The sequence below is a fragment of the Rhodococcus sp. ARC_M6 genome, assembly GCF_022810305.1.
In the GTDB taxonomy this organism is placed as follows: Bacteria; Actinomycetota; Actinomycetes; order Mycobacteriales; family Mycobacteriaceae; genus Rhodococcus_F.
The window spans coordinates 53,156-66,852 of sequence record NZ_JALGQH010000017.1 but is presented as its reverse complement, the minus strand read 5'-3'; the positions used below and the strand labels follow the sequence as shown (position 1 = coordinate 66,852).

Below are 13,697 nucleotides of genomic sequence, written 5' to 3'. Positions count from 1 at the left end.
TCCCACAACGGGAAACCGCCGATTCAGTCGATAGTCAACACGTTGAGCGATTCGGCACTACGGATCAATCTATAACACAGTGATGCCGCCAAAATATGTCTATTTCGTCAAGATCCACCTAAAGTACTAGTGGCTTGAAACCACCCTTTTGTTGGCATTTCCGAAAACTGTGCGACGGTAAATGGTCGAGTCTTTCCTAAACTGCAAGTAGTTGGCCCCGTAAGCTCTGCCTGAGAAGTCATCCGAGCCGGAGGTAGTCCGCTGTCTGTTCAGCCACGTTCGTCATCCGCACGGTCTGCTCGTGCGCGCTCGATCGCAGTAACCGGTGCAACTGGCCATATCGGCGGTCTGGTTGCTCGTTCCCTGGCACAGGAGGGAGTCAGCCAACGACTACTTGCGCGTTCCGTGACCCGTCTCCCCCAACTCGCCGGTGCCGACGCCGTGGAAACGTCGTATAGCGACTTCGACGCCGCAGTGTCCGGGCTTATCGGGATCGACACACTGTTTATGGTCTCGGCGGCCGAAAGTGCCGATCGTCTCACTGCGCACCGCACCTTCGTCGACGCTGCGGCCGCTGCCGGCGTCGGGCATATTGTCTATACCTCGTATCTCGGTGCGTCCCCGGACGCCACATTTACTCTGGCCCGCGATCATTGGGCAACCGAGAAATATATTCGCTCAACCGGAATGGCTTTTACCTTTCTTCGCGATAGTGCGTACATCGATTTCCTCCCGTCTCTGGCCGGCCCCGACGGAGTTATTCGCGGGCCCGCCGGCGACGGATTGGTCGGTGCGGTTTCGCGGTCCGACATCGCCCGAGTCGCAGTTTCTGTTCTGAAGGATCTCGATTCACATGTCGGCCGGACATACGATCTCACCGGCTGTGAAGCCCTGACACTGACCGAGGTAGCCGCAATCATCACGGAAGTCACGGGGACGCCGACGGTGTACGTCCAAGAGACCGTCGACGAGGCCTACGCATCTCGCGCGTCGTACAACGCCCCGGACTGGGAAGTTGATGCCTGGGTATCAACATATACCGCAATCGCGAACGACGAACTGTCGTCGATAAGCACTGCCGTAGAGGATATTACCGGAGTTTCGCCGTTGACCTTGCGAGAGTTTCTCACGGCAGGTGCCGGCGCCTGATGCCTCCACGCAAGCGATCCAGTTCTCGTACCGCAACACGCAAGACCACTCCCACTCCTGATGTTCCCACTGCCGTTCCGGGGGAACGAGTCTGGCTTCTTGACGTCCCGTTTCGAACCGCAGCGCCGGGTGCGCAGTTCGTGAAGAAGTGGAAGAGCTACGCCTGGGTGGGTAGCGAATTGCCCACGGAACTTGCACCATTCAAGGCTCTGCCGTTCTCGTACCAGCAGTGGGTCGAGGACGACATCAACAACTCGACCGGCGAGCGCCCAATCGCATCGCCTAAAACTCCTCGATCCGAACAAGTTTCGGGATCAGCTGCCGTGATCGATGCCGCTCGCGCAGGCCGACGAGGCTTCCTGCTTGCCGACAACGCCGGTCTGGGCAAGACCCTGATCGCCATCATGTCCGCCAAGACAATTGCCGAGGAGCGCGGTGAGAAAAACATCCTTGTTCTCGTTGATCGACCGGCCCAGATCACCATCCCGCACTGGCGTTACTCCATCGCATCCGTGGGTGACGGTGGATTCCGTTGGCTGATAATGTCCCCGGACCAATTGAAGAAGCTCATCGCACGAAACGGACGGCCAAAGTACACCTTCGGCATGGTAATTGCGGACGAAGCTCAGCTGTACAGCAACGATACGCAGCGCACAGCGGCATTCGAGAAGGTCGCGCGTTTCTCCAACGCCCACGATCAGGCCCCGTTTGTTCTGTCCGTGACTGCAACGCCGGGTCACACGCCCGCCGATCAGCGTTACCTTGCACCACTTTTTGCTCAGGTACACGGTGAATCTCCGGAGCATTGGCAAGATTTGGGTGCGCGCCTTCTGGAATCGGGACTTCCCTTGGACAAGTCGTACGGTAAATGGACCTGGAGCGCCGAAGCCAAAGAGTCACCGGCACTGCAGGCAAGCGCCCTGGAAACCGTCCGCGGCTGGCTGTCGAACAGTAAGCCACCGTTGATGATTCACCGGCCTACACCGTGGGGTCCGGTACCCCTCGACGGAATGCCGATCGACCTCACCCCTGCCCAGCGTGCAGAATACGAGACCGAATGGGCCGAATACGCCTACGAAATGGGCCTTGCTCGCAAAAGTCGCAACATCGCGCGGGGACGTGCACTGGTCCTGCGGTACCGGCAGAAGGCCGGGATGATTCGCGCAGAGTCCACCGCCCAGTGGGCGGGGGCTCAGGTCAAATCGGGCAAGCAGGTACTTGTTGCCGTCGAGTTCGTCTCCACCGCAGGTGATCCGCTCGTCGAGATGATCGAGGATGCCGGAATATCCGTCGCAAAACTCTTCGGCGCTGTACCGGACAAAGAACAGCAACGGCTTCGCTTCCAACGAGGAGATGCGCCGGTTGTCGTATTCAATGTCACGACTTCCATTTCACTCCATGCCAACGAAGCCTTGCCGGATGGCACCTTCGCGTCCCCATTGCCTCGGACCGGAATTTTCCATCAACCCCGCTACTCCGGGATCGCCGCCGAGCAGACCTTCGGTAGGTCGCACCGTGACTACCAGACGTGTCCGTGGCTGATCCCTTTCGGCGTCGGAACCAAAGAAGAGGACGTTGCAACAACAATGCTCCGCAACCTCCAATCGGTAACCGGATTGAAGGGTGGCGATCAATCTGGCCTTCGGAGCCTCGCCGAACTCCTGGGGGTCGAATGGCTCGAACCAGATGTGCTGACGTCCGAACGATAGTTCCCTGTTCGTGTAGATAGTCCCAATTATTCTCAACGGGAACGAAACTCGCAGAATCTTCGCTGTTCGACAAAATTCCATTTCCCTCGTGTAGGTGTGACCATGCGTGGCACAATCCTCTCCGAGACACTCGAACCCAACAGACGACATCCGCCGACAGGCGGATCCCTGTCCCACCGAGATTCTCTGTCCCACCGAGATCAGGAGCACCATGCGCAATCCCTACCGGTCATTGATGCGCTCCGTGGGCCACACTCAATGGTTCTCCGATCTGGGCAAGGATTTGGTCGCGATCGATCGTGCAGTGCAGAAATCGACACGGGGCAAGGTCTCTCTCGTCGGGAACGGCACAGTCCCGCAACTGCTCCTTACCGTGACCGGGCGTCGGAGCGGACAATCCCAGACGACGCCACTCTTGTACGCACCTGACGAGGGATCATTTGTTGTAGTCGGCTCCAATTGGGGCCAGACCGCACATCCCCAGTGGACCTACAATCTGATCGCCGATCAGCGGGCGACGGTATCGATCAAAGGTGTGAAAACGCCAGTGCTGGCAGAACTTGCCGAAGGTGCTCTGCGGAAACGACTCTGGGCACTCGCAACCGATGTCTGGCCGGCATACACCACCTACGCGGATCGCGCGTACTCGCGAGAAATCCAAGTTTCGGTCTCGCTCCTGTCCTGCTCGCCCCCGGAACCCTGACGCTCTAACGCTCTAACGCTCTGAAACTTAGCGATGAGCAACCAGCACGGCCCGTGCGTGTGGGCTTCGCATCGGCGAAATTCTGATGCGAAGCCTGGCACGTCTGCAGTTGTGGTGCAACAATTCTCACGTGCGTAGCACCGGACCCGGACGCAGGTTTGATCGCCGCGGCCGCTGCACCGGATCAATCCCCGCCGGCGGAATGAACCACGGCTTCCGATCCGACCCCATCTTGATCTCCCACTGCCCCGCAAAACCGGCCTTACGGTGAATCAGAGTGTGGTGCGCTCGGCACAGCAAGGTGAGGTTGTCCATCACCGTCAACCCACCCTGCGACCACGGCCGAATATGGTGCGCATCGCACCACGCCGGCACCGCATCACAGGAGGGGAACGCACACCCCTTGTCGCGGGCGATCAACGCCGTCCGCTGCGCCGCCGACACCAACCGTTTCAGAGGACTCACATCGAGCGGGGCGCCGTTCTCATCCAGCAGCACCGTTGAGAGCAGGCAATCACACGCCAACATCCGGGTGCGGGTGATACTCAGCGGACCCATCCACGGCATGTGCCCGACATCAAGATCGTCGAGATCCTCCAGATCGTCGAAGCCCCACACCGGCGCATCCTCGACGTCAGTCTCATCATCGGGCGTAGCCAAGCTCGACGATGCAGTGCGCGTGCTCGCGCAGTCCCGATGCTCCGCAAGATCTTTCGCAGCCACATGCACATTCACATGCGGACGCTGACCACCGTCCACCCCGGTCGCCGCATTGTCGAGATACCGGCGAATCAACTCCGTCAACGCATCCGCCGTCCGCTTGGCCGCCGACCGCGCATCCGGAGTCCCATCCGCGGCAGGGGTCGGCATCGACAACCCCGACAACGCCGAGAGAAGCATTTCGCCGGTCAACGCATCGAACTCACCTTTGATCACCACCCGACCGTTCAACGTCGGAGAAATACGCAGCTCGTTGCGGTCGTCGTCTTCCCCGGCCGGGATGTCTTCGGATTCGAAGATCCGCTCAAGCACCGCAATGGCGTAGCGCAACTTCGTGGTGGTCGCCTCCACCCCGGAAGCTGCCGCGAGCAAGGTTTTCAGGCAATGCGGTAGGGCGCGGTCCGGCATCCCTTTCGGGGGAGACTCGCAGAATGCGGTGATCAGCGCGGCATGGTCGACGGTGAGGTCACCGGCATCGAACTGCGCCGCACTGGCGGGGAATGCTCGCAGGGCCACCCCGAGGGCAGCGATCTTGTTTCCGGCCGCATTCTGCAACATCGTGTTCGCGGCCAGCCAGCGGCCGACACCGCGGTAACACAGCACCGGCTCGTCCGGATGAAGGGCTAACGCGTCGACCGCGGCAACCCGGATCGCTTCCAGCCGTAGGATTTCCGCGGACACACTGATGGCGACTTCCCGCACGTCGCACGGACGTAGTTGCCACAGCATGCCGCGCACATTAATTGCAGAACCAGCTACAACATCGGCAACTACGGTATCGACGCTCATCGGATCCCCCATCCTTGCCCCCAATTCTACTCGAACAGCCATTCGAGTCAAGAGAAGGTTTTGAGCAGGGATTCAGCCGGTATCTTGAAAACAGTTGCAGTAAAAAACTTTCAAGCCTGTTGTGCAGATATGGCCGGAGGGTGAGCCTCACAAGCGGTAGTGTCTTCCAACCGCCGATCAAGCAACCACACCAGTGCCGTGGCTCCTGAGAAAGCCAACCCGGCTACACACACTCCGGACCACCCGTAGGCATTCCAAACAACTGATCCCACCGCAGACCCCAGAGCGGCACCGATGAAGTAGGTGGTCATGTACACGGAATTGACGCGTGATCGCGCCGCAGGGATGAGTGCGTAAACAATGTTCTGGTTGCTGACATGCACCCCTTGCAGTGCCAAATCTGCGAGTACAAAGGCCACAAGGAACCACGCCAAGTGCGTCCCACCGACAGCAAAAGGCAACCAGCACAACAATAGAACGGCCAGGGCACCACCGGTAGCGAGTTGCGTCTTTCCTCGATCCGCCAACCGGCCCGCGACTGTTGCCATCAATGCTCCCGCCACGCCGAGCAATCCGACCAAGCCGATCTGAGTATCGCTGTACCCGTATTCCCCGGCCAACAGAAATGCCATGGTGGTGAAGACGGTACTGACCGCGGCAAATGCGAGACCGCCCATGACAGCTCGAGTTCGTAGACGCGGCAACGTTTTCGCCAGATGCCCAAGCGAGCGGAGTGTCGCCGCGTAGCTGACCTTCTCGCGAGGGCCCGCGTCTGATGGCAGCACCCGCCAGAGCGCCCCTGCCATTACCACCATCAGCACTGCGGCAACCTTGTATACCGTCGACCAGCCACCCAGACCGGACAGCAGGCCGGCAACACTGCGTGCCAAGAGAATTCCGATCAGCAGCCCACTCATGATTGTGCCGACCACCTGACCCGAACGCTCTGGCTCAGCGAGGGCTGCAGCGAAGGGAACCAACACCTGAGCTGCCACTGAAAACACGCCGGCGACAGCAATACCTACCGCCAGCGTCGCAAAGTTGGGGGCGAATCCACTCACTGCCTGGCCGACTGCGGCCAGCATCATGAGTCCCACCGTGAGCTTGCGACGGTCGACAATATCTCCGACCGGCACGAGGAGCACCAACCCGAGGGCGTACGCCACCTGAGCGATGGTCACCGTCACTGCCGCTGTCGACGCGGATACATTCAGATGGTCCGCGATGGATTCCAGCAACGGCTGGTTGAAATAGTTTCCACCGGCACAAAGCCCGGTAGCCGCCGCCATCAGCAGGACTACCGGCATCCCGAGCCGCGGTTGTGTATCGCCTGAAATCATCGTTCAAGCATGGACGGCTAGCGGCGCTGCGTCCAATAGATAGATCCGCATGATCAATCGACCAAACCGATCAAATCTGCGGCTACCAAACGCGCTGACAATGACGAGAATGACAATAAAAAAACGCGGCGCCCCGCCCCGAGCGTGACAGGAGCAAGACGCCGCGCAGAACTAGCGCCGCGTGATCAGGCTACGAACCGAACAGCCCACTCAACGACCCCGTGGAACTACCCAGGCTGCCCGAGCCGCCTCCTGCGCCACCATCGCCGGCAGCCGAAACCGTGACCGTACCGATCTCTGACGTCGAGGGCAGGTGACCCGCAGCCCCACTGAACTCCGCCGTGATCTGACGAACACCGGTCTCAGAGAATGCGTGCGAGAGCGTGGCCTTGCCATCCACTACCGGGACCGGGGTACCGATCGGTGTGGTGCCATCGAAGAACTGAACCGTGCCCCCGTTAAGCGCTGGTGACACCGTCGCCGACAATTCGACAACCGCACCGGTGACCGCCGACGCCGGCAATGACAACACCGTGCCGGTAGAGACATCGTTCGGGGCCGGAGCCGACACCGTCACAGTCTGCACCGCAGACGTTGACGCAACAAACCCGGCAGATCCGGAGAACACCGCCGTAATCTCATGTGCACCAACAGTGACGAACGTGTGCGAAGTCGACGCCTTGCCATCTGCACCAACTGGAATCGCCATACCGATATTGGTACTGCCGTCCTTGAACTGCACCGTGCCACCACCGGGAGCTGGCGATACCTGAGCAGAAAGACCCACCGTTGCACCGGTCTTCGCTTCAGAAGGAACCGTGAGCGCCGTGGCTGTCGTCTTGTCCGGCGCCACCGGAGCCGACACCGTCAACGAATGCGCACCCGACGTCGAACCCGCGAAACCAGCGACACCCGAGAACACCGCCGTAACACTATGTGCGCCTTCGGTAAACGAGCGCGTCAACACCGCCTTGCCATCCACCACCGGAATAGCCTCACCGAGATTTCCGCCGGCATCCTGGAACTGCACCGCGCCACCACCCGGAGCCGGAGCAACCGTCGCCGTCAACGACACCGCATCACCCGTCGTCGCACTACCGACACCCGTGATCGCCGTCGTCGTCTCCGTATTCGGAACCACCGGAGCCGTCACCGTCAACGAATGCGCCACAGCAGTCGACGCACCGAACCCGGCAGAACCGGAGAACACAGCCGTAATGCTGTGCGTGCCTTCAGCAAACGCCTGCATCAACACAGCATTACCCGAAGCATCTACATCCACCGGAGCACCAAGATTGCCGTTCGCATCCTTGAACTGCACCGTGCCACCACCCGGATTCGGGCCAACCGTCGCCGTCAACGACACCGAATCACCCGTCGTCGCAGTACCGACACCCGTGATCGCCGTCATCGTCTGGGCAACAGCCGCCGACACCGTTACGTTCTGCGGCACAGAGGTGGACTGTGAGGCTTTCGTAGTTTGCAAAAATTTGGCAGTAAGGCTGTAACTACCGGTGGTCGCCGGCGTCCACTCGTAGGTGGCCACACCCGCGGCATTGAGCACACCACTACCGAGTTTGTTTGTACCGTCATAGAATTCGACAGTGTCTCCGGTAACTCCACCGGTCACCGTTGCACTCAGATTCACCGGCGTACCGACCTGTGCTGCCGCAATCGGAGTCAACGTCGTGGTCGACACGTTCTTGGCCACTGTGACAGTCGGGCCCTTGCCGGGGTAGTTACCGTAGCCGGGAGCCAAACCCGTGGTGTAGTTCATTCCCGTCGACAACGCAACGCCGCGATCGCAGCCCGCGCCAACCTTGTAGTCGAAGGAGAACGTCCGCGACGTCGGACCGACTACCGAAGACAGATACACAGTCCAACTGCCCGCGGCGTTAACAAAATCCGTACCCGGAGCCTCATTGCCCGTAGTGATGGTGCCGTCGGCGTTCCCGTTGACCTTCGCAGACCCGTCCACATAAGTCAGGCACGTCGGATGAAGATCCTTGACTGAATAGATGATCTCCAGGCTCCACGCTCGCGTGAACTTCGTCGAGACGGTGATGATATCCCCCTCGCTAGGAGTCACGTCACTGATCGTGCGCGTGAAACTGGTGTTCCCATCCTTCCAATTCACCGAACCTGAAACCGCTTCGGCAACACCAGTTCCGAAGGTCACGGCAAGGCCGGCGGCAACGGCAAATGCGCTCACAGCACCGATGCCGCGGCGAATGTTTTTCTGGGACATACGTTTCCCCTTTGAAAAAGTGCATGGATAGGAACGGCGCCCCGCCCCGGTACTAAGACTGGGACGGGGCGCCGTCAAAAGATGCTGAGTTACAGCCGATCAGTTTCTACGAGCCGAAGGAACCTGTGAAACCACCCAGGCTGCCCAAACTGCCCGAGCCTCCACCATTTCCGCCGCCGGGAGTTCCAGCTTCGGCAATCTGAACGGTGTAGCTGTCTGCCGAACCGTTGACTGTGCCGGCGCCACTGAATTCAGCGGTGATGGTGCGCTGCCCTGCGGTGGCGGGAGTCCAGTTGAAGGTCGCTACTCCGGAACCGTCGACCGTCGCAGTTCCGATAACCGTGTCGCCGTCCTTGAACGTGACGGTGCCACCGGCGTTGGCCGGAGTAATCTGCGCCGAGACCGTCGTCGACTTTCCGACCTGTCCATCAGTGACGGAGAGAAGAGTTGCCGACTGTGTGTTGCTGACCGGCGCATCGGCGACGGTCACAGTTGTAGTGGTTGTTGAACCGCTAACACCGGAGCGGCCGGAGAAGTCTGCAGTGATCGTCTGACTTCCCGACGTTGCCGGAGTCCAGGTATAGATGGCCTGACCATTGCCGTCAACCGCTACCTGGGTGGGTTTGCCCGCAATCGTGAACGTGACCGTCCCACCGGCACCGGCAGGGCTGACTGTTGCCTTCAGCGTGGTGGATGCCCCGACCTGCGCACCCGAGATGGACGCAAGCGTAGTCGTGGACGGAGCATCTGCCTGCGCGACTCCTACAGACTGAGTAGCCGAAGTTGCTGCATTTGCCTTCGTCGTGGCAACAAACTTCACGGACAGGTTGTGCGTGCCCTTGGAATTCGGTATCCAGTTGAAGGTCGCGAGTCCTGCACTGTCGAGCGCACCCTGACCGATCTTGCCTGCACCGTCGTAGAACTCAACAATATTTCCGGCCACGCCACCCGTGACGGTCGCCTTGAGCGGTACCGTCTGGCCCACCTGCACACCCGGCGCCACTGTGTCGAGTGCCGCTGTGGTGTTGTTCTTCTGCACAGTGATCGTGGTTCCATGATCTGGATAACTTCCACTGCCAAGCGACCCTGAGTAGTCCGTCCACGTCTTCATCGCGACGTCACGATCGCAGTCCGCACCGACCTTGTAGGAGAACGAGAACGTCCGCGACTTCGGGTTGATGTTCGGGTAGACGTCCCAGTTGCCGGTGACCCGGACGAAATCCGCACCCGAACTCTGGAGGCCCAACGCACTCCCGTTGACGTTCGCCGAACCGTCCACATACGTCAAACACGCTGGGTGAAAATCCTTCACCGCTTGGAGCCACTCCACAGGAATTTTGTTGCGCATGAACTTCATCGAAGTGGTGACAATGTCACCCTCACTCGGAGTCACATTGCTGACGGTTCGTTCGAAATCGCTGCCGCCATCCGTCCAGCTCACCGAAACGGGAGCCGCGCCAGCAACACCGGTTCCGAAGCTCACGGCCAGTCCGGCTGCAATCGCAAAAGCGCTGACACCACCGACAACACGACGGATGTTTCTCTCAGACATCTATTCCCTCTCGACTACCCGACGAAGACCCGCAAATCAAGACGTACGTCCGACTCGGACCAATGCGACCCAGATTAGTCTGTTTACTGGGGAAAAACCAGACAATTGGCTATGCAATTTTCCGGAACGGAAACACCGTCAAAACCGCACGATAATCGGAGTTGAACTGCACAACCTAACTCAACTACGCACAATCTTTAGTTATGCAAAGAATTAGCTGGATATCGACTGAGAAGGGATCTGCGCATCTCGACCCCAGAATTGGTACCCACACAAAGGTTGCACTCGGCAATTGCCAAATCCATTAAACGCACTACCTTCAGTTTCTGCCAGGTCACAAGATCGTTGCAAGCAACCAATCGATTGAACCGATAGATTCGAGCGCATGGATTTGCGCCACATCCGCTACGCACTGGCCGTCGCCGAGGATCGTCATTTCAGTCGAGCCGCAAGTCGCCTGCACATCTCGCAATCAGCGCTCAGTGCGCAGATCCGGGATCTCGAACGTGAACTCGGCGTTGAACTTTTTCATCGAAACAGTCGCAATGTGGGACTAACTTCCGCAGGCGAGGTGTTTGTGGCCCGCGCCCGCGATGTGCTCGGTGCAGTGTCGCGGTTGGTGAGCGATGTTTCCGAGGTAGGTAGCGAGCAGGTACGGCTTACCGTCGGCACGATTACCTCTGCCGGCCGCGTCGATATCGGGCGCGCACTTGCCGCTTTGACGCACAGACATCCGACCATCAATGCAACGGTGCGCCCGTACGGGAGTGAAGTCGTCATCGAAGGTGTCCGATCCGGTGCGATCGACGTCGGGATAGTGGGGTTGGCACCTGGCCGACTACCCAAGACATTCTCGGCGGTTCCGCTGTGGAGTGAGTCGACAGCGGCGTTTGTTCCCGTCGATCACCGCTTCAGTGGGGTGACATCCATCCGACTCGAAGATCTCAGAGACGTTCCGCTAGTGGATTTTGCGTCGGGCAGCGAAGCACGGATACAGACCGATCAGGCTTTTGCCGAATCTCAGGTTCCACGCGGACGCACCTACGAAGCGAATTCCGTCGATCTCATCTGCTCGTTGACTGCCAACGGACTAGGCGTCGGACTGCTTCCCCAGTCGATGAGCGTCGAGCATCCCGAGTTGGTATGTATTCCTATCGCTGACGCCCCACACCGGGTGGTCCATGCAATTACCGACTCCGCGCATTCCTCTTCATTGGCAAGGGAATTCGTAACCCTGCTGGCTGATCAGTTCACTACTTGAGAAGGCGAGACATTCGCCGATCCGCCAAGGGCTTTCCACCTGTTTGGCAGGTTGCACAGTATTGAAAGGAACGCTCGGCAAACCACACCTCTCGAACCACGTCGCCGCAGACCGGGCAGGGCAGACCGGTGCGGGCATGTACCCGCATTCCAGATCGCTTCTCCCCCTTGAGTCTTGCGGCATCCTGTCCGACGGACCGCGCAATCGCATCGGTCAGAACTGATCGCATGGTGCCGTAGAGCGTCGTAATCTGTTCTGCCGTAAGACGAGACGAGTTCGCGAAGGGAGAGAGCTTCGCCGTATGGAGGATTTCGTCAGAATAGGCGTTACCGATACCAGCCAAGAGAGACTGATCGACCAGTGCGTTCTTGATCCGCGCAGTTGTGCCGGCGAGAACTTCCGCAAACTCGGATTCCGTCGCGACCATTGCGTCCGGTCCCAGACGTGCAATCCCCGGAACATCCGACGGATCTTTCACCACCCACACTGCGAGGCGTTTCTTCGTGCCGGCTTCGGTGAGATCGAATGCGGGAGTTAGACCTTCGGGTGTGAAGAAATGAACTCGCAACGCCAGCGGTCCCTTGCCGGGCTTCGGCGGTGTCGACGACGGATTGTCTTGCCAGCGCATCCATCCCGCTCGCGAGAGGTGAGTGATGAGCCACAGTCCGTCACAATCCAAGCCGAGGTGCTTCCCGAATCTCGCGGCCCCGGTCACGTCGCGGCCCGACAAGGCGGTGATCGGCGGATCAAAAGTCTTGAGAACACTCAACGCCGCGACGTCGACCCGACCGATCACTGCCCCCGTTGCGTGTTCGCGCAGGAAATCCGCGAGCGCTTCCACCTCGGGTAGTTCCGGCATGCGGCCAGTCTAAGAGAATTGGGCCGTGCCCTGCCCGGCTTCGGGAAACTCCGGCACCGAGCCAACGCTAGTCTGTCGCCGCCTGGCCGAAGCTGTGGCACAGAAGTACCTGGTCGCCGCCCGACGACTTCGCGCGGTACATGGCTTCGTCTGCGATACGAAATAGCTCTGCCAGTACGCCGTCTGCGTCGAGAGTCAGCCGAGTTGTCGATGCAATTGCGATACCCACGCTGGTTGTGACAACTGGATCGCGATTGTCGAGACGTAACTTCCCCGCGAAGTCCTCCTCGAGTCGTTGCTCAGAGCCTGCCAAGACCGTGTCGACCAGGACGAATTCGTCCCCTCCAAATCGTGAGACCAGTGCGTGGCTGCCACCGCACTCTCGCAGTCGCTCTGCCAACTCACGAAGAACTTGATCACCCGCCTCGTGACCCAACGTGTCATTGACGCGTTTGAAATTGTCGACATCGACAATCGCGACCACGTACGACGCCTCACGCGGTGGAGTAGTTGCCACTCCCCGCTCGTCGACGGCTCTTTGCAATCCTCGTCGATTAAGCAATCCGGTGAGGGGATCGAGTTCGGAATTCTCCGCATCGGTACCCAATAACGAGAGCATGAACTGACAGGTGAAGGGAACCACCGTGATGCTCGAGAAGATGAGGAAACCCAGTGATACGGCTAACGCCGGATCCGTGTACTCCGCAACCTGGTACCCGATCACCAAGAGGACTACGACAGCAAAAATCATATGGGCGGTCTGCACCCTGGAACTGTGAAAAAACGCGATATACGCTCCGAAAAGCCCGAATACGCTGCATTGCAGCAATCCGACCAGCGGATTCTTGTTGAGAAATATGCCTGCCGGCACACCGATTTCTGCATACACGAGAAAGACATACGACCATCGTCGAGTGAAAGTCGGGATACACACGAACGGGATGATCATCAAGAGTGTGGCAACAATAATCATCGCGTTGATGACACTGGTTACCTCGTTGTGGATACCTTGGTCACTGAATCGAAGTAGCGCCATGGTGACTGCGACGGACAGCAACGAACAGATAAGCAGCAAGCGCCCCCACAGTTCGAGGCCTTTCGACGCTATGTAGCGGGTGAAAGTGTCGAACGGGTCCGGACGGTTGAACCACTGGACAAGCAGTCCGAGCGCAGTCCGCCAGTCTGCCTGCGGCGTTCCACGCCGGACCGGCACGATCAGTTGCCGACCGCCCGGTCCGAACCACATCATGCGCAAAGCATAGGTGCGCTACTCCATTGCTGTGACACAACGGACAAGGCGAACGAACTTCGGCGGACAAGGCGAACGAACTTCGGCGGACAAGGCGAACGAACTTCGGCCCAACCGA

10 protein-coding genes are annotated in these 13,697 nt (G+C 59.3%); 4 read left to right on the top strand and 6 right to left on the bottom strand.

Annotated features, from left to right (window positions below; genetic code table 11):
• Window positions 1-261: 261 nt before the first annotated feature.
• The 3 genes from MTX36_RS18025 (at window position 262) to MTX36_RS18015 (ending at window position 3,561) form a co-directional block, all read left to right on the top strand.
• Window positions 262-1,149: an SDR family oxidoreductase gene (locus MTX36_RS18025; protein WP_243621112.1), complete on the top strand. Its 888-nt coding sequence runs from the start codon at window positions 262-264 to the stop codon at window positions 1,147-1,149.
• Window positions 1,149-2,858, top strand: coding sequence for a DEAD/DEAH box helicase family protein (locus tag MTX36_RS18020; RefSeq protein ID WP_243621065.1), 1,710 nt, complete (start codon window positions 1,149-1,151; stop codon window positions 2,856-2,858). The genes MTX36_RS18025 and MTX36_RS18020 overlap by 1 nt, the downstream gene beginning before the upstream one ends.
• Before the next feature lie 211 nt (window positions 2,859-3,069).
• Window positions 3,070-3,561 carry a nitroreductase/quinone reductase family protein gene (locus tag MTX36_RS18015; protein ID WP_243621064.1) on the top strand — a complete coding sequence of 164 codons (492 nt, stop codon included), beginning with the start codon at window positions 3,070-3,072 and terminating at the stop codon, window positions 3,559-3,561.
• Between the two features lie 126 nt (window positions 3,562-3,687).
• On the opposite strand, the gene MTX36_RS18010 is transcribed toward MTX36_RS18015, so the two are convergent.
• The 4 genes from MTX36_RS18010 to MTX36_RS17995 all read right to left on the bottom strand — a co-directional run bounded on the left by MTX36_RS18010 (window position 3,688) and on the right by MTX36_RS17995 (window position 10,210).
• On the bottom strand, window positions 3,688-5,070 hold the full coding sequence (locus MTX36_RS18010) for an HNH endonuclease signature motif containing protein (protein WP_243621063.1): 1,383 nt from the start codon (window positions 5,068-5,070) through the stop codon (window positions 3,688-3,690).
• 110 nt (window positions 5,071-5,180) lie between these two features.
• Window positions 5,181-6,410 (bottom strand): MFS transporter, encoded by a 1,230-nt coding sequence (locus tag MTX36_RS18005; protein ID WP_243621062.1) that lies wholly within the window; start codon window positions 6,408-6,410, stop codon window positions 5,181-5,183.
• Between the two features lie 190 nt (window positions 6,411-6,600).
• On the bottom strand, window positions 6,601-8,658 hold the full coding sequence (locus tag MTX36_RS18000; protein ID WP_243621061.1) for an Ig-like domain-containing protein: 2,058 nt from the start codon (window positions 8,656-8,658) through the stop codon (window positions 6,601-6,603).
• A gap of 106 nt (window positions 8,659-8,764) precedes the next feature.
• Entirely contained in the window at window positions 8,765-10,210 is a 1,446-nt protein-coding gene (locus tag MTX36_RS17995) for an Ig-like domain-containing protein (protein WP_243621060.1), read from the bottom strand.
• A 385-nt stretch (window positions 10,211-10,595) separates the two neighbouring features.
• Here MTX36_RS17995 and MTX36_RS17990 point away from each other — a divergent pair, with 385 nt between their 5' ends.
• A complete protein-coding gene (locus MTX36_RS17990) occupies window positions 10,596-11,471 on the top strand; it encodes a LysR family transcriptional regulator (protein ID WP_243621059.1) in 876 nt (291 codons plus the stop codon).
• Here MTX36_RS17990 and MTX36_RS17985 read toward each other — a convergent pair.
• Complete coding sequence (locus MTX36_RS17985; protein ID WP_243621058.1) at window positions 11,464-12,330, bottom strand: Fpg/Nei family DNA glycosylase; 867 nt, start codon at window positions 12,328-12,330, stop codon at window positions 11,464-11,466. The genes MTX36_RS17990 and MTX36_RS17985 overlap by 8 nt on opposite strands.
• Window positions 12,331-12,397: 67 nt before the next feature.
• Window positions 12,398-13,579 (bottom strand): GGDEF domain-containing protein, encoded by a 1,182-nt coding sequence (locus MTX36_RS17980; protein ID WP_243621057.1) that lies wholly within the window; start codon window positions 13,577-13,579, stop codon window positions 12,398-12,400.
• Between the last annotated feature and the right edge of the window lie 118 nt (window positions 13,580-13,697).